The following is a 17,308-nucleotide window of genomic DNA, read 5'->3' as shown; positions in this document are numbered from 1 at the left end:
AGCAGATCATAGATGAAGAAACGGGCATTATGGAAGGATATCTTCCGCGAGATCGGGCATACCAAGGCCCGCTTTATTTCGATTTTTGCAATCATTATGCTGGGCGTCTGCTTCTTCTCCGGAATCAAGGCTGCCGGTCCGGATATGCTGGATACCGCAGGCAGCTTCTACCGGGAGACGAAGCTGATGGACCTGAAGGTGCAGAGCAGCTACGGTTTGAATGAGGATGAGCTTGCGCTCCTCAAGGAAGTGCCGGAAGTCGGCGAGGTGCAGCCAGGCTACAGTACGGATGTGTTCGCCGGGGATAACGGATCGATCCTCAAGGTGTTCTCCTACAGCCAAGATCAGCCGCTTAATCAGTACCGCCTGATGGAAGGGCGGCTTCCCGAGGAGTCCGGCGAGATTGTGCTGGACGATGTGCTGGCAGGCGAATATAAGCTTGGCGACAGGATTGTATTCACCGGAAACGGCACAGAAGCCGGTCTTACAGACAGCTTGGAGAAGCTGGAGTATACTGTCACAGGCTTTGTGCGGAGCCCGCAGTATATCGAGAAGAACAACCGCGGCACCAGTACGATCGGCAAAGGCACGGCCGATGCATTCGCGGCAATCCCGGAGGAGGATTTCAAGCTGCCGGTATATACGGAAGCTTATCTGTCCTTCAAGGATACGGCCGGGGTAGAAGCCTACAGCTCAGAGTATGAGACGCTGATGGAGCGGCATACCGCAGCTGTGGAGCAGGCCATGGCAGGCGTACCGGAAGCACGCCTGTCCGAGCTGCGGGCCGAAGGCGAGGCGGAGCTCGCCAAAGGACGCGCAGAGCTGGCTGCCGCCGAGCAGCAGATGGCCCAGGCGGCGCAGCAGCCCGCCGCGCAAGGGCAGGAGCAGGCCCAGGCGGGAGACGCCGGGGCGATGGCCGAGAAGCTGGCCGCTGCCCGGGAGGAGCTGGCCGAGGGCGAACGGCAGCTCGCCGAGCTGGAGCTGCCCAAGATCTATGTTACGGACCGCAACGCCAATCCGGGGTATGCGGAATATAAAGACAATGCCGACCGTCTGTCGGCGATTGCCAGCGTGTTTCCGGTATTCTTCTTCCTGATAGCCGCGCTGGTCAGCCTGACGACCATGACGCGGATGGTGGAGGAGCACCGGCTGCAGATCGGTACCCTGAAGGCGCTGGGGTACGGCAATAGCGACATCATGGCCAAATTCCTGGTCTACGGTACGCTTGCCAGCCTGGCGGGCTCGGCGGTCGGCCTCGCGGTCGGCTTCACCCTGCTGCCGTCCATTATCTTCAATGCCTACGGCTCCCTTTATAATCTGCCGGATCTCATCAAGAGCTTCTATCCTTCGTATTCGATCATTTCCATCCTTGTGGCTCTGGTCTGCACCACATTGACGGCATGGCTCGCCGCCCGGGTAGAGCTGCGCGGCAACGCCGCCGTCTTGATGCGTCCCAAGGCGCCGAAGAGCGGTCAGCGGATCATTCTGGAGCGCATTACCTTTGTATGGAAACGGCTGAGCTTCGTCCAGAAGGTAACCGCACGCAATCTGTTCCGCTACAAGCAGCGGATGTTCATGACTGTATTCGGCGTAGCCGGCTGTACGGCGCTGATTCTGACCGGCTTCGGCCTCAAGGACTCCATCGGCAGCATCGCGCCGCAGCAGTTCGGCGTCATCATGAAATATGATGCGCTGGTGGCGCTGCATACCGATGCCGCACCGGAGGCGCGGGCATCCTACGAGCAGCTGATCAGCGGAGAGCCGGGTATCATCGGAACGCTGCATGTGGCCCAGGAGTCGATGACTGCACGCGCCAAAGGAGTAAATGACCAGGACGTTAATCTGTTCGTCCCGGAAACCGCTCAGTCCTTATCCGACTTTGTGCAGCTGCGCGACCGTTCCAGCGGAGAAGAACGGGAGCTCACGGACGAAGGGGCCGTCATCACGGAGAAGCTCGCGAAGCTGTATGGGCTTGAACCCGGAGATACCTTTACGCTGGTAGATAACAAGAACGACACCTATGACATTCAGGTTGCGGGAATTACCGAAAACTATGTCATGCACTATGCCTATATGACACCGGCGTACTATAATTCAGTGTTTGGCAAAGACGCAGTATTCAATACATCGCTGCTGAACTACAGCGCACAGGACAGCGTATGGGAAGATCAGTTCAGCGAGAAGCTGACCGCAAATGGTTCGGTAGCTGCAGTCAGCTTCTCCAGCAATGTCGGTACGGCCTTCGACGAGACGATGCAGAGCATGGATGTCGTAACCCTGGTGCTGATTGTATCCGCGGCGGCACTGGCCTTCGTCGTACTGTATAATCTGACCAATATCAATGTATCCGAGCGTATCCGCGAGCTGTCGACCATCAAGGTGCTTGGTTTCTATGACAATGAAGTGACGATGTACATTTACCGGGAAAATATCCTGCTGACCCTGCTCGGTATTGCAGGCGGATCAGGTCTCGGCATCCTGCTGCACAGCTATGTCCTGCAGACGGCCGAGCTGGACGCGACGATGTTCGCTCCGGTCATTGAGTGGCCCAGCTATATTTACGCGGCCCTCTTAACGATGGTGTTCTCCGGTATTGTAATGGCCTTCATGCACATGAAGCTCAAACGGATTCATATGATCGAGGCGCTCAAATCGGTCGAATAGCCAATCAGACTAAAGACCCTTCCGGGAATCGGAAGGGGTCTTTTTTTTTGCTGAAATAATCGTTGACCATTTCGGTTTACAGGAATATACTGGCATCATAAACCGATTCGGTCGATGATTAATGAATGGGGGTGACCTATTGGAAAAGTTCGCAAGCCTGCCTGCAGAGAAGCAAACCCAGATTATAGACGGTGCCCTTTTGGCCTTCAGTGTTAGTGGCTACAAGAAAACCTCTGTCAGCGACATTGCCGCCGCAGCGGGCATTTCGAAAGCGATGGTCTTTCATTATTTCGGCACCAAGAAGGCATTGTATCTGTATCTGATCGAATTCTGCAGCGGCATCGTAATGGATGCCATAACCGAAAAATTTGACCGGGATGTCACTGATTTTTTTGAACGAATCCAAATGGTTTCCATGATCAAAATCCTGGCGATGCGCAAGCATCCCGCTATTCTGTCCTTTCTAAGCAGCATTCTGTTCGAGAAGGATGGGGAGGTGCAGCAGGATATTCAGACAACACTGGCCATGGGCGAAGGCTTCAGAAACCAAATTGCCTTAGATGGAATGGACGTATCCAAATTCAAGGACGGTGTCGATCCCAAGCTGGTCCTGAAGATACTGGTTAGATATTCAGAAGGCTTCGTCAGCGAATTGCCCAATGATGCCGTAATTGATCCGGAAGCTCTTTATAAGGAGTTCGAGGAGTGTACCCGCTTGCTGAGAAGCAATCTGTATAAGGAAGAATATCTCTAAGCTGCAGTATTAACATTCCGGATAAATTGAGGAGGGCACGCCAATGTCCGTCATTGAACTGAATCATCTGACCAAACATTACGGCAAGTCGCGGGGAATCACGGATGTGAATCTCGCTGTGGAAGAAGGAGAAATCTTTGGCTTCATCGGGCCCAACGGTGCAGGAAAATCGACAACCATCCGTACGCTGCTTGGGCTCATCTATCCGACAAGCGGCAGTGCTACTGTCTTCGGCAAGAGCTGCACCGAGCACCCCAAGATCCGCAAGGAGCTTGGTTATCTGCCTTCCGAGGTCTTTTATTATGACAACATGCGGGTCATTGACCTCCTTAAATATTCGGCCAGCTTCTATAAGAAGGACTGCACGAAACGGATCAGGGAACTGGCAGAAGTGATGGACCTTGACCTGAAGAAGAGAATCGACGATCTGTCGTTCGGCAACAAAAAGAAGGTCGGTATCGTACAGGGTCTGCTCCATGAGCCAAAGCTGATCATTCTGGATGAGCCTACAAGCGGCCTCGACCCGCTGATGCAGCAGAAATTCTTTGAGCTGATCGCGGAGGAGAACCGGAAGGGCGCCACGGTATTCTTCTCCTCACACATCCTTAGCGAAGTGCAGAAAATGTGCAGCAGGGTGGCCTTCATTAAGGAGGGGGAAATCATCAAGCTGGAAAAGATGAGCACCCTGCAGGAAAACAGCTACAAGCGGATCAGCATGGAGGCCGCAGCGGCCATACGCAAGGCAGATTTCAATCTCACCGGCGTGAGCAATTTCGAAGCGAACGGCAACGCAGCCAAATTCATTTTTAAAGGAAATATCAATACGATGATGAAAGCCCTCGCCGCCGTTGAACTCCGCAACCTATCCGTTGAGGAACCCGATCTGGAAGAAATCTTTATGCATTACTATGTCAAGGAGGATTGAGCGGGATGAATATGGTTCTGCATGAGCTGAAGTCTCTCCGCAAATCCGGCATGATCTGGTCGGGCGCTATGATTGCACTCGCTGCGCTGTTTCTTTCGCTGTATCCCAGTATGGCGGGCGACACGGCAGATTTCGTAAGTCTGCTGGAAGGCTACCCCGCAGCTGTAAGGGCGATGCTTGGCATCCATCTCGACTACATTTCTTCTCTCTCAGGGTATTATTCCATGGTGTTTGTCTACATTGTTCTATGCGGAGCCATTCAGGCCATGCACCTCGGCGCATCTGTTCTGTCCAAGGAATCGCGGGAGCGCACGGCCGATTTCCTCCTCGTTAAGCCTGTAACCCGCTCAAATATAGTCACGGCCAAGCTGCTCGCGGCCTGCACAGTGATTATCGCCACCGATATGATGTTCTTTGCAGTCACAGCCATCCTGGCCGGAGCTGTTGCAGCCAATGGTTACAGCATGCATCTGTTCATTCTGCTTAATCTGCCCCTGCTGTTCATCCAGTTGGTCTTTCTGGCCATCGGGCTGGCGGTTTCCGTATTCTTCAGCAGGCTGAAGAATGTGCTTCCCATCACTCTCGGTACCGTCTTCGGGCTTTATATCATCGGGGCACTGCTGGGTGCAAATGCAGAGGAAGGGGCGGGTCGCTACCTGTCACCTTTTCAGTATTTTGACAGCATCTATATCATCGAACATAGCGGCTATGAGCTCAAGTACCTGCTTGTCAGTGCGCTCCTGATTGCAGCCGCAGTGGCAGTAAGCTACCGGGTGTATATCAAGAAGGATATCCATGCGGTTTAACTAGAGGTGCTTGCCTAACGATATGACCTGAAGGAGGCCGTAGTATGAATATATTTTGGAGAGAGCTGAAGGCGGGACGGAAAGGCTTGATCATCTGGAGCGTGTGTATGTTTCTGCTGATCGTCAGCGGCATGGGCAAATATACGGCTTATTCCTCCGGGGGAGCGGGCAGCGAGGTCTTCAACCAACTGCCGTCACCGGTCAAAGCCCTGATGGGGATCGGCTCGCTGGATGTTACCGTGATGAGCGGATATTACGCCCTGCTGTTTCTGTATGTGGAGCTTACCGCCGCCATCCATGCCGTGCTGCTGGGAAGCAGCATTATTGCGAAGGAAGAAAGGGATAAGACGGCGGAGTTCCTGCTGGCCAAACCGGTCTCACGGACAATCATCGTTACATCTAAACTGCTGGCCGCCCTTGTGAATATCGCGGTCCTTAACCTCGTTACATTGTTCTCGTCCCTGGTGATGGTTGCTGCGTATAACAAAGGGACAGATATTTCCGCTGAAATTGCCCTGTTTCTCTTCAGCATGTTTATTGTTCAGCTGATTTTTCTGACCTTCGGCGCTTTGCTGTCCGCCTGGATGAGACATCCGAAATCCTCGGGGGCCGCTGCTGCAGGAGTCTTGATCGGCTCGTTTGTCGTATCCAAAATTACAGATTTGAATGAGCGCCTTGCTGTGCTGAATGTGCTCTCGCCCTTTAAGTATTTCAGCTACAACCGTATAGTCGCCGGAGGAGGGCTCAGCCTTGGCATTCTGATTCTGGCAATTCTACTGGCCGCCGGTATGGCAGCATTAACGTATTTCTTTTACGGGAAGCGGGAGCTGACTTTATGAGGCTCCGAAAGAGACGGTAGATAGAATCGTCAATGTATAGGTTAGTTTTGTACATTCAAATATGAACAGGGGATGCCTTAGAATGAGGAGGTCATTGTATAGGGGGTTAAAAAATGAACGAAAAGACGATCTGGTATAATCATCCGGCTGAAAAATGGGAGGAAGCAATGCCCATCGGCAACGGCACCCTTGGAGGCATGGTCTTCGGCAGCACCGGCATTGAACGAATGCAGCTAAACGAGGACAGTCTCTGGTATGGCGGTCCCATGAACCGCAACAATCCTCATACGCTTACACATTTGGACGAGATCAGAGGCCTGCTGTTCGCCGGACAAATCCGGCAGGCAGAAGATCTGGCATCTACAGCACTGGTGGGTACCCCTGACGGTCAGCGTCATTATGAGCCTCTGGGGGATCTCTATTTGCATATGGGTGACGGAGAAATGAAAATCAGGGGTTACCGCAGGCAGCTCGATCTTGACCTGGGGCTGGTAAGGGTGGATTACCATCGGGATGAGGTCCATTACAGCCGCGAGTATTTCTCCAGCTTTCCGGATCAGGTACTGGCTGTGCGTTTAACCGCCGGCACTCCCGGAGGACTTTCATTCTCGACTCTATTTGGAAGGGGGAGCGTGCTGGAGCCTACTCCGTGGTCTGATATCCTCAGACATCCCGTGGGATTCCACGCCTATGTGGACCGGATCGAGCACCGGGGTCCGGCGGATCTGATTATCCGCGGCAGGAGCGGTGGAGAGGAAGGAATCCGCTTCTGCTGCGCTATCCGAATCGTCGCTGATGGAGGTCAAATTTCAGCCGGCAACGGTCAGCTTACCTTGAAAGACGGGAATTCGGCTACCATCCTTGTATCCGCCTGCACCGACTTTCGGTTCCCGAAGGAAGAGCTGGAGGCAGAATGCCTGAACAGGCTTGATCGCGCTGCCGGCAAGTCTTACGAACAGCTGCGTTCAAGTCATATTGAGGATTATCGTGCATTATTCGGCCGTATGGAATTATCTCTTCAGGGAAAGTTGGACCAGCAGAGCCTGTCTGATCTTGCAACGGACCAGCGGCTGCAACGGCTTCAGCAGGGAGCGGAGGACAACGGACTGATCGGCCTATATTTCCATTTCGGCCGTTATTTGCTGATCTCCTGCAGCCGTCCAGGCTCATTGCCGGCCAACCTCCAGGGGATATGGAATAAAGACATGCTGCCGATATGGGACAGCAAGTATACCATCAACATCAATACGCAGATGAATTATTGGCCGGCTGAAAGCTGCAATCTGGCGGAATGCCATATTCCTTTGTTTGATTTTATTGGAAGGATACGTGAAAGAGGGACAGAAACAGCCGGAACCATGTACGGATCGAGAGGCTTTGTTGCACATCATAATTCAGATATCTGGGCGGACACGGCTCCGCAGGATGTCTGCATTACCTCTACGTTCTGGGTCATGGGAGCAGCATGGCTATCCCTGCATTTATGGGATCATTATGAATATGGACGGGACCTCTCATTCCTGAAGAATGCTTACCCCACGATGAAGGAAGCCGCCTTGTTTCTGCTGGATTATCTAATCACAGACCCTGACGGGAACCTTGTTATCAGCCCTTCCTCTTCGCCGGAGAACCGTTATGTGCTGCCTAACGGGGAATCGGGAGCTTTATGCTACGGTGCTTCAATGGATAGTCAAATCATAAGGGAGCTATTCGGGCACTGTATCGAGAGTACAGAGATTCTTCAGGAAGATGAGGATTTCGGAGAGCTGCTGCGTCAGACGCTCGCACGAATACCCGGACTTGCCGTCGGGAAGCACGGTCAGATCCAGGAATGGAGTGTCGACTATGAAGAGCTGGAGCCGGGACACAGGCATATCTCCCATTTGTTTGCTTTGCATCCCGGATCACAAATCACACCGCATTCGACTCCGGTTCTGGCCGAAGCCGCCGGGGTTACTCTTCGCAGAAGGCTTACGCATGGAGGCGGACATACGGGCTGGAGCCGGGCGTGGATTCTGAATATGTGGGCAAGGCTGGAGGAGCCAGAGCTCGCCTATGAGAATATTCTGGAGCTGCTCCGTTCCTCGACATTGCCTAATTTGTTCTGTGATCATCCGCCCTTTCAGATTGACGGTAACTTCGGAGGGACCGCGGGCATCGCAGAAATGCTCGTACAGCGTCAAGGAGACGACATCCGGCTGCTTCCCGCATTGCCGGCTGCCTGGTCACACGGTTCTGTCCGGGGTCTGCGCGTGCGCGGCGGTTACGAAATAGCGATGAGCTGGAGTAACGGTGAGCTTCAGCAGGCCAATATCTGCTCCTTAACGGAAGGTAAAGTTACCGTATCTTATATCAACCATAGAATAAAGCTTGATTTCCCAGGTCCCGGGTTTACCGTGTCATTATCCCCGGAAAGCTGGGTAGAGTAGGTTATAAGCATTCCAGCCGCCGCTCATTTTCTATGACATTTTTCGCAGTTTATTGCGTAAATCATCCTATATCTCCTTCCGCTGACTAGGCCAAAAGTATAATTTTGCTTGAGTTAACATAAATCTATGTTTTTCCTAATCCTTGTGAGATAGGATAGTAGTCGACAAGCAGGTGGACAAATCTGGTAATGCCTGCCGATCTATCTCTGAAGGAGGAAGGATATGAAGGAGAAGCATTCAGGTTGGAAGAGGAAGCTGCTTAACGGCACGCTGGCTGCGGCGGTAGCCGTACCGCTGCAATGGTTCGCGTTTGGAGCCGGTCCGGCGGTGTACGCCGAGGGTCCAAGCGATCCCGCACCGTACATTGAGGCCAAAGTAGTCAACGAGCATGCGGGCCAGAAAATTCTGTTCGACAATACCCACGCGCAGACGGCGGGTGCGGCCGACTGGGTTATTGACGGTGCTTTTTCCGACTTTGGCCATGCGCTTGCCCAGGAAGGCTATTACGTCAAGGAGCTTCGCAAGACCACCCCGATTACGCCCGGCGATCTTTCCGGATATGATGTCTTCATCGTGGCCGAGGCCAATATTCCTTACAAAGCCAGCGAGCAGGCGGCAATGGCGGATTATGTGGAGAATGGCGGCAGCATCTTCTTCATCGGCGACCATTACAATGCGGACCGTAACAAGAACCGCTGGGACGGGAATGAGTCTTTTAACGGCTACCGCCGCGGGGCCTGGGACAACCCGGCCAAGGGCATGAGCGCCGAAGAAGCCGGGTCTGCGGCCATGCAAGGTGTGGTCAGCTCCGACTGGCTGGCAGATGAGTTCGGCGTCCGGTTCCGTTATAATGCGCTCGGCGATATTAACGCCACCAATATAGTTGCTCCCAATCAGGCCTTCGGCATTACTTCGGGAGTATCGAGCGTAGCCATGCATGCCGGCTCCACGCTGGCCATCCTGGACCCCGCCCGCGCGAAGGGCATCGTCTACCTGCCGCAGACCAATGATTCCTGGGGCAACGCGGTGGATCAAGGCGTCTACAACGGCGGCGGGGTAGCGGAAGGGCCTTACGTTGCCGTGGCCAAGAAAGGCGCCGGCAAAGCCGCCTTCATCGGCGACTCCTCGCCGGTTGAGGATGTCACGCCGAAGTATCTGCGCGAGGATACCGGCGCCAAGAAGACGACCTACGACGGCTTCAAGGAGGCCGATGACGCCGAGCTTCTGGTGAACACCGTCAATTGGCTCGCCGAACAGGAGAGCTATACGGACTTCACCCAGGTAAGCGGCCTGACACTGGATCAACCGACACCACTGCTGCCGTTCGAGGAGCCGGCGCTGTCCACCGAGCCGCAGCCGGAGCCTTGGGCCGCACCTAACGCCGGTTATAAATGGTATGACCGCAGCACCTTCAAGGCAGGCGCCTATGGCGGACCGGCAGCTACCGCAAGTGCGGTGTACAATTTCACGCATCAGGCGGTGCTGCCGAATGCGCAGATTTTCCAGATCCGCGTGAGCGCAGATTATCTTCCGGCCGGCACCAGCGTATCCGGCTTCCAGCTCGGCATCTACCAGGTGAGCGGCGGTGCCCAGATCGCCAAGATCCAGAACAGCGATGGGACCTGGCCGAGCAGCTATGCCTACAGCGCCAATTTTAGCCTGACGGCCGATCTGAACGGTCATGCCTACAAGGATCTGACTTTGCAGATCAAGCCGGGCACTACGGCTGCTTCCAATCTGCGCCTGCGCCAGAACGGCACGAACCTGAAGACCGAAGCGGTGACGCTGGGCAATGTTCCGGCCGAGCCGCTGCCAGCCGAAGAAGATCCGATTCCGGCAGCCATCTCCATCGGCGAAGCCCGGGGCAAAGCGGCCGGAGCCTTGGTGACGGTGGAGGGAACCGTTACGACCGAACCGGGCATCTTCGGCGGGCAGGCCTTCTACCTCCAGGACGAGACCGGCGGCCTTTATGTCTACCAGAGCCAAGCCGGCTTTCATGCCGGTGACACGGTCAAGGTAACAGCGACCACGGCACTGTACAATACAGAGCTGGAACTGACCGAGGTCGTGAAGATCGAGAAGACCGGCACAGCGGAGCTGCCGCAGCCCATAACAGCCGCAGCCGTCAACGATGCCAACCAGGGTCAGCTGCTGAAGCTTGACGATGTAACGGTGACGAATATTATCACCGCTGCACCAAGCGGTTCCTTTGAATTTGACGCCGTAGCCGCAGACGGGACAAGCAATCATGTCCGGGTCGATGTACGGACGGGCATCACCCAGGACAGCTTCCCTTATACGGAAGGACAGAAGCTGGATATTACCGGCGTTGCCGCGATCTTCAAAGGCGTCTACCAGCTTAAACCGCGAAGTCTCACAGACTTCGCCATCGTGGAAGAAGAGGCCGCACCGGTAACGACGGCTACGCTGTCGGCAGAAGCGAATGCGGCAGGCTGGTTGAATCAGCCTGTCACAGTTTCGCTCAAGGCCGATCCGGCTACGGCTAAGGTAAATTACTCGCTGAATGGCGGTGCTGAAACTGTGTACAGTGCGCCAGTATCGGTGAACGAAGACGGCCGGCATACCCTGACCTACCATGCAGTGTCCAGCAAGGGCAAGGCGGAACAAATGAAGACACTGAAGCTGCAGATCGATACGGCTCCGCCGGCAGCGGAGCTGACGGAATCCGGCCGTGCCGTCGGCGATGTGGAGGAAGGGGCGCAGCTTAAGTTCGAGTTAACTGCTGCCGATGCGCTTTCCGGTGTAGCTTCCAAGCAGCTTCTGCTGGATGGTCAGCCCATTGCCGATGGACAGACCCTGAGCACTGAAGAGCTGGGCGCCGGTTCCCATACGGTAAACTATGTGGTGACCGACGTTGCTGGCAACATTGCCGGGAAGAGCTACACGTTCCAGATTACGGGTGGTGCTATACTCGCGACAGACAAGCCAGGCCAGCCGGCGTTGTCCTCGAACAGCGGCCATGGCTACGGGCTCAGCGACGGCAACTTCACCGTTACGATGAACCTGTGGTGGGGCAATAACGGCACCAGCTACAAGCTCTATGAGAATGGAACATTGATTGATTCCAAGCCGCTAAAGGATGGATCTCCGTCCGCACAGACGGCGAGCACAGCGCTCCAGGGCAAGCCGAACGGCACCTATGTATACACGGCAGAGCTGACTAACAAGTACGGTACGACCAAGAGCCAGCCGCTCACAGTTACCATCCGGGACGCGGCTCCCGGAAAGCCGGTCCTGGCCCATGACAACTGGGACGGAGACGGCACCTATAAAGTGACGATGAATCTGTGGTGGGGCACGAACGCCACAGAGTACCGCCTCTATGAGAACGGACAACTGATTGACACGCAGCCGCTGAACGCCAATACGCCTTCAGCCCAGAGCGCTGCGACTGCCATCAGCGGCCGTGCTCCCGGTGAGTACGAATACCGGGCGGAGCTGGTCAATGCGGCGGGAGAGACCGTCAGCGATACGATTAAGGTAACTGTCAGCCGCTAAAATAAATTTATTCCACATGTGGAATATAAGTACAATAAACAGCGATTCTCCAGAGCCGGAGGATCGCTGTTTTGCGCGTAAGAGCCATGGTTTAGCCAGTGCTTCCTACGCTCAAAATACAGGCATTTGCTGGGTAATGCAATGAATGCTGACGGAAGACGGAGTAGCTTTCTGGATTAGCCTGGAACAGCATGGTGCGCTGGAGAACTGTGTATAAAGGAATAGCTTATCCGGAGAATATAAATCAACGGTTACTTAGCATCATGAACGCAAAAGCTTTAATCAGAATCACGGCAGCAGCTAAGGGCTGAGACAGATTGTTATACAATTCTCTTACTTACTTTTAATTAGCTTATTGACAATGGTTAGCTACAGGTATACCATTAGTTATATAGTAAGTTACTTAAAGAGTCCTGCTCACCTTTTATACACAGAGTGGGGTTCACAAATTACATCATTGGAGGCAGACATCATGACTAATCTTCAAGGCAAAGTAGCAATTATTACAGGCGGAGCATCGGGCATTGGCCTGGCAACGGTGAAGGCTTTTCTGGAGAAGGGCGCCAAAGTAGTCATTGCCGATTACAACGAGGAGCATGGCAAAGCCGCTGAGCAGGAGCTTAAGCAAACCTACAGCGACGTCCTGTTCCACAAAGTAAATGTCGCCGAAGAGCAGCAGGTGGAACGCCTGGTGGCGGAAACCGTGAAACACTTCGGCAAGCTGGACGTGATCTTTAACAACGCGGGAATCGGCGTTCAGAAGCCTTCGCATGAGCTGACGGACGAAGAATATAAACGGGTAATATCCATCAACCAGGACGGTGTATTCTACGGCGCCAAGTACGCTATCCGCGAAATGCTGAAAACAGGAGGCGGCTCGATCATCAGCACCTCTTCCATTCTGGGCTCTGTCGGCGAGCCGACATCCATGCCTTATGCGGCAAGTAAAGGGGCGGTGAACCAGATCACGAAATCGCTCGCCCTGGAATATGCCGACCGCAATATCCGCGTCAATGCCATTGCCCCCGGATTCATCGAGAGCGGAATGGTCAACAAGGAAGCTCTCGGCGATTTCTACGATGGCCTGGTAGCCAAGCATCCGCTGGGCCGCCTTGGCCGGCCGGAGGAGATCGCACACGCGGCAGTGTTCCTGGCTGAGAATGATTTTGTAACAGGTACAACCATCTTGGTTGACGGCGGATACCTGGCCCAATAATATTATCCCCTCAAGCGACACTTAACAGCCTCATGTCTAAACATGAGGCTGGAGTGGGCTTGAGGGGTTTTTGGGGCATCCATAAATAAGGCTGCCGAGACTTGCCCGGCAGCCGGAGAGTACCCTGGGGTACTCTTTTTTTAATATTTATTGCGGTGTCACGGTTACCGAGGAGGCTACAGCCCAACCGCCAGCCGGAGTTACCGTGTATACGGTGCCGGGAGTCAATTGCCCGTTAACCAGATCGAACGTGCCTGTCGCTCCTTTGCGGCTGGAATATTTGTAGGTTGCCGTCAAGGTATCGCCGCCTGGAGCGGTCAACGTAATGCTCCGGCCGGAGAAGAGCTCATCGCCGGGATCTTGCGCAAGCGTAACTTCAAGGGAGGTTTCACTCACAGCCCGCGCATTGGCAATCTGCAGTGCATCGAACGATTCAGCGACAAACGACGCCTCGTCGAGGCTGGCCCAGTCCGAGGAAACCGTATACGTCACGCCTGGAGTCAAGGCTGCTCCTTCAGGCAGCCGGAACTTCGGTTCCTGCTTGCCGTCCGTCGATTGCGTAAACGGGACGTACTTGGCAACCATCGGTTCACCGCCTGCCGGCGTAATGACAACCTGTCTTGCCTGCATGGAGGAGATGACCTGATACGTCCGGCCTCCAGCCTGCTCATTGTCATCCAGTACAAAGGCATTGGCTCCCCGGCCGCCGCTGTAGGCCGAAATAATATAACCATAATCTACAACGCCGTTTTCTTTCAGCGCTTCAATTTCGAAGGTATCGTTGGTTACTTGGGTGGGGGCCGTCATATTGACTTTGGTTCCGCTGCCCTCAAAGGAACCAGCGGGCTGCCCTTTATATGAGAGCGTATAAGCAGTCCCTGCCTGCTGAACAGACGTCGGGATGATATAAGTTGCGATCGAGCCTGTTTTCAGGCGGGGCATATTGGTCAGCGTCAGTCCTCCGCTTATAGCGAGGTCCGTCTGGGCCTTCGCGAATGCTTCATCCGCTGCCGTCAGCGGCTTATCGAACGTGACAACTAGCGTAATCGCGTTCAGTGCTTTTACACTCTTGATTTGGGCTGCTGCGGAAGGGATCGCCTTACGGGCTGTTTGCAGCAGAACCGCCGTCTCACCGCGCGTTACAGATGCGGTCTCTGAACCGAGAGCATTCATCCAGTGTTGTACGGACTTCACATCCCGCTGCATGGCCTTAGATATGACTTGGACCAGCTCTGCACCGGATACGGGGCTTTGCGGATTGAAGCGGCCGTTGTCGGACTCCATAATGCCAAGTCCCGCCAGCTTCAATACATACGGCGCATACCAGGCTTCGTCGCTGACGTCCGCCAGACTTACAGCTTCACTAGTCTTGTCCGCCAGACCGAAGGTATTGTACACCAGCGTTGCCAGTTCGGCCCGGCTAATTACTCTGTGCTCTCCCATCGAACGATCGGCATATCCCTGCATGATACCAAGACTGTTCAATTCCCGGATTGCAGCTTCAATCTGCGGATTGGCCGGCTGCACTGCCGGTACAGTTGCCGAAGCAGCGGTAGTGACGTATGCAGCTGCGTTCGCTTGGCTTGCCAGAATCGGAAATACTCCTGCACTTAAGGAAGTTACGGCTAATAATGCGGCGATCTTTCGGGCTCTAGAATTCATATTGAAATTCCTCCTCTATAGGTGTATTTGCCTGTAGCTATAGAATAGAGGATAAAAAGAAACTCCCAAGGGCAAAAAGATTAACAAAAAATAAACTACAGCTAATTTTTCCCGAAATTATACGGTGAACCGGTAACCCGCGCCCCACACGGTCTCGATATACTCCGGGTTCTTGGGATCAGCCTCCAGCTTCCCGCGGAGCTTGCGGATGTGCACGGTAACGGTCGCGATGTCGCCGCTGGAATCCATGCCCCAAATCCGCTCGAACAGTTCTGTTTTGCCGAATACGCGATTCGGATGGCTGGCCAGAAATACGAGCAGATCAAATTCCTTGGTCGTAATCGCTACCTCTTCGCCGCTTACGAAGACACGGCGCGAAGGCTTGTCGATATGAAGTCCGCGGATGTGGATGGCATCCTGATCTGCAGAATTCCGCTTACCCAGCAGGCGCTCGTACCGGGTAAGATGAGCCTTTGCCCGGGCGACCAGCTCACTGGGGCTGAACGGCTTCGTAATGAAATCGTCAACGCCTAAATTGAATGTGCGAATCTTATCAATTTCTTCTTTCCTGGCCGAGACAACCAGGATCGGCACTTCCTTCACTTCGCGAATGCGCCGGCAGCATTCAAAGCCGTCCAGCCCCGGCAGCATCAGATCAACGATGATCAGGCTGTAATTCTCCTCCAAGGCCAGCCTCAGACCTTCATCGCCGGTATGGCAGAGCTGAACAGAGAATCCGTTAAGCTCAAAATAGTCACGCTCTAACTGTGCGATTGTTGTTTCGTCCTCGATAATTAAAATATCAGCCGTTGCCATTCTCTGTCTCCTCGTTGGTCTGCCGCTGCAGCCTGATGTATATGGTTGTACCCGCATCGGGAATACTTTCTGCCCAGATGGAGCCTCCGTGCGCTTCGATAATCTGGCGGGCAATCGCAAGTCCCAGCCCGCTGCCGCCGGCGGAAGAATTGCGGGAGCGCTCCGCCCTGTAGAAGCGTTCAAATATATGGGGCAGCGCTTCTTCCGATATACCGCTGCCATTATCCTTGAATGCGATAGTGATCCATTCCTGATCCGCTTGCAGGGTAATGCCGAAGCGCTTCCGGGCATTGTCCATGTATTTAAGGGCATTGTCCACGATATTGACTACCGTGCGCTTTAATTTGTCCAGATCCACGGAAGCCAAGACCGGTCCGGAGGTTTGCTTATCCCAGTCCAATTCAATTCCCTTGTCGTCCAGATCATATTTCAGCTCCTCGATGCTGTCCTCCAGAAAATCTACGATGTCCACCGTCTTAAACAGGAAGGGCTCTTGATTCAAGTCGAGCTTAGAGTAGAGAAACAGCTCATCGACCAGCTTGTCCATACTGACGGCTTTGGCATGAATGATGTTGACGTAAGAGTCCATTTTCTCAGGGGTATTGGCCACCCCGTCACGTATGCCTTCGATATAGCCTTTGATATTGGTAAGCGGGGTGCGAAGGTCATGCGAGATGTTGGAGATAAGCTCCTTGCGGCTCACTTCGTCCTGCTGGCGTAGCTCATTGGAGCGCTGCAGCTGCTTGCGCATGCTTTCGAACGCTTCGTTCAGCTGGCCCACCTCGTCATTCGTGCTTAACTGAAGCTCAAAGGCCAGATTTCCAGCCTTGATTTGCTCGGCATAGCTTCGCAGCTGATGAAGCGGCTTAATGAAGCTGCGGGTGATCCAGCGGTATAATAACAGGTTGGCTATGATGAGCACAGCGATCAGCAGGAACGACATGACCGGCAGAAGCTTGCGTGTTAGCTCTGCGAAAGGGCTTTTCTCCCGGATGACAAAGATACTTCCCCGTTCACCATCCGTATATCGGAAATCAAATTTTGCATAGGCATAGAAGCGTTCGCTGATGTTGAAGGTGCTGCGGATCTGATTATTGTTCAGATCATAGGCAGGCAGCGCTTGCTTGAGCTCAGGCTGGTGGAAGGTCAAGGATTCGAAGATCTGGTCGCTCTCGCGCCTGACGTAAAGCCCTGACTTCTCGGCACGCAGCTTCATATCGTATTCGCGCAGCAACACCTTGTCCTGGAGCCCGTCCGGATCGGTCTTAGCCAGGAACTTCATCTCCTGGAAGATCGCTTCGCCCTGTTCGGTCAACGGATTAATCTGATAATGCACCTTGTATATATCGCGGAAGCTCTGCAGATCCCCGGTCGCGGCAATCGTATAGAGACTGGCTGTAAGCAAAATAAAAAGCAGGCTGATTACCAGCATGCCCGTGAAGGACAGCAGCATTTTTATGCGAATCGACATAGTATCTCCTTCCCAAGAACCGCTTACGGTTAGTTAGTGCACATGGTAACACAATTACGGGCAGTTTGACCACACTGCATTGCCGCAGCATTGCCAAGAAACATCTTCCGGCAGTTCCCGCAGGAGGGATGTGCAATCTGGAAGTGGAGGGTATAGAGGGGGAGGGTTAAGCAGACAAACAAAAAGCGCCGGATACGAATCCAGGTG

At 54.0% G+C, this 17,308-nt stretch carries 11 protein-coding genes; 8 read left to right on the top strand and 3 right to left on the bottom strand.

Features of this window, described 5'->3' with window-relative positions; genetic code table 11:
- The first annotated feature begins 12 nt into the window (after window positions 1–12).
- From F1379_RS15535 to F1379_RS15500, 8 genes are all read left to right on the top strand, one after another.
- Window positions 13–2,664, top strand: a complete 2,652-nt coding sequence (locus tag F1379_RS15535; protein WP_150271321.1) for an ABC transporter permease — start codon at window positions 13–15, stop codon at window positions 2,662–2,664.
- Between the two features lie 139 nt (window positions 2,665–2,803).
- Complete coding sequence (locus F1379_RS15530; protein ID WP_239004690.1) at window positions 2,804–3,418, top strand: TetR/AcrR family transcriptional regulator; 615 nt, start codon at window positions 2,804–2,806, stop codon at window positions 3,416–3,418.
- Between the two features lie 43 nt (window positions 3,419–3,461).
- Window positions 3,462–4,343, top strand: a complete 882-nt coding sequence (locus F1379_RS15525) for an ABC transporter ATP-binding protein (RefSeq protein ID WP_150271317.1) — start codon at window positions 3,462–3,464, stop codon at window positions 4,341–4,343.
- Window positions 4,344–4,348: 5 nt separating this feature from the next.
- On the top strand, window positions 4,349–5,149 hold the full coding sequence (locus F1379_RS15520; RefSeq protein WP_150271315.1) for an ABC transporter permease subunit: 801 nt from the start codon (window positions 4,349–4,351) through the stop codon (window positions 5,147–5,149).
- Window positions 5,150–5,193: 44 nt separating this feature from the next.
- Window positions 5,194–5,988 carry an ABC transporter permease subunit gene (locus tag F1379_RS15515; RefSeq protein WP_150271312.1) on the top strand — a complete coding sequence of 265 codons (795 nt, stop codon included), beginning with the start codon at window positions 5,194–5,196 and terminating at the stop codon, window positions 5,986–5,988.
- 113 nt (window positions 5,989–6,101) lie between these two features.
- Window positions 6,102–8,417 carry a glycoside hydrolase family 95 protein gene (locus tag F1379_RS15510; RefSeq protein WP_150271309.1) on the top strand — a complete coding sequence of 772 codons (2,316 nt, stop codon included), beginning with the start codon at window positions 6,102–6,104 and terminating at the stop codon, window positions 8,415–8,417.
- A gap of 222 nt (window positions 8,418–8,639) precedes the next feature.
- Window positions 8,640–11,936 carry a chitinase N-terminal domain-containing protein gene (locus F1379_RS15505; protein WP_150271307.1) on the top strand — a complete coding sequence of 1,099 codons (3,297 nt, stop codon included), beginning with the start codon at window positions 8,640–8,642 and terminating at the stop codon, window positions 11,934–11,936.
- 472 nt (window positions 11,937–12,408) lie between these two features.
- Window positions 12,409–13,152 (top strand): SDR family NAD(P)-dependent oxidoreductase, encoded by a 744-nt coding sequence (locus F1379_RS15500; RefSeq protein WP_150271305.1) that lies wholly within the window; start codon window positions 12,409–12,411, stop codon window positions 13,150–13,152.
- A gap of 147 nt (window positions 13,153–13,299) precedes the next feature.
- Here the strand turns inward: F1379_RS15500 and F1379_RS15495 are convergent, their stop codons facing one another.
- From F1379_RS15495 to F1379_RS15485, 3 genes are all read right to left on the bottom strand, one after another.
- Entirely contained in the window at window positions 13,300–14,814 is a 1,515-nt protein-coding gene (locus F1379_RS15495; RefSeq protein ID WP_150271303.1) for an S-layer homology domain-containing protein, read from the bottom strand.
- Window positions 14,815–14,931: 117 nt separating this feature from the next.
- Entirely contained in the window at window positions 14,932–15,630 is a 699-nt protein-coding gene (locus F1379_RS15490; protein ID WP_150271301.1) for a response regulator transcription factor, read from the bottom strand.
- On the bottom strand, window positions 15,617–17,101 hold the full coding sequence (locus F1379_RS15485) for a sensor histidine kinase (RefSeq protein WP_150271299.1): 1,485 nt from the start codon (window positions 17,099–17,101) through the stop codon (window positions 15,617–15,619). Before F1379_RS15485 ends, F1379_RS15490 begins: the two co-directional genes overlap by 14 nt.
- Window positions 17,102–17,308: the final 207 nt, after the last annotated feature.

Source organism: Paenibacillus tepidiphilus, from assembly GCF_008635795.1.
GTDB lineage: Bacteria > Bacillota > Bacilli > Paenibacillales > Paenibacillaceae > Paenibacillus_AQ > Paenibacillus_AQ tepidiphilus.
The sequence above is the reverse complement of the archived record's forward strand: the minus strand, read 5'-3'. Positions and strand labels throughout refer to the sequence as shown.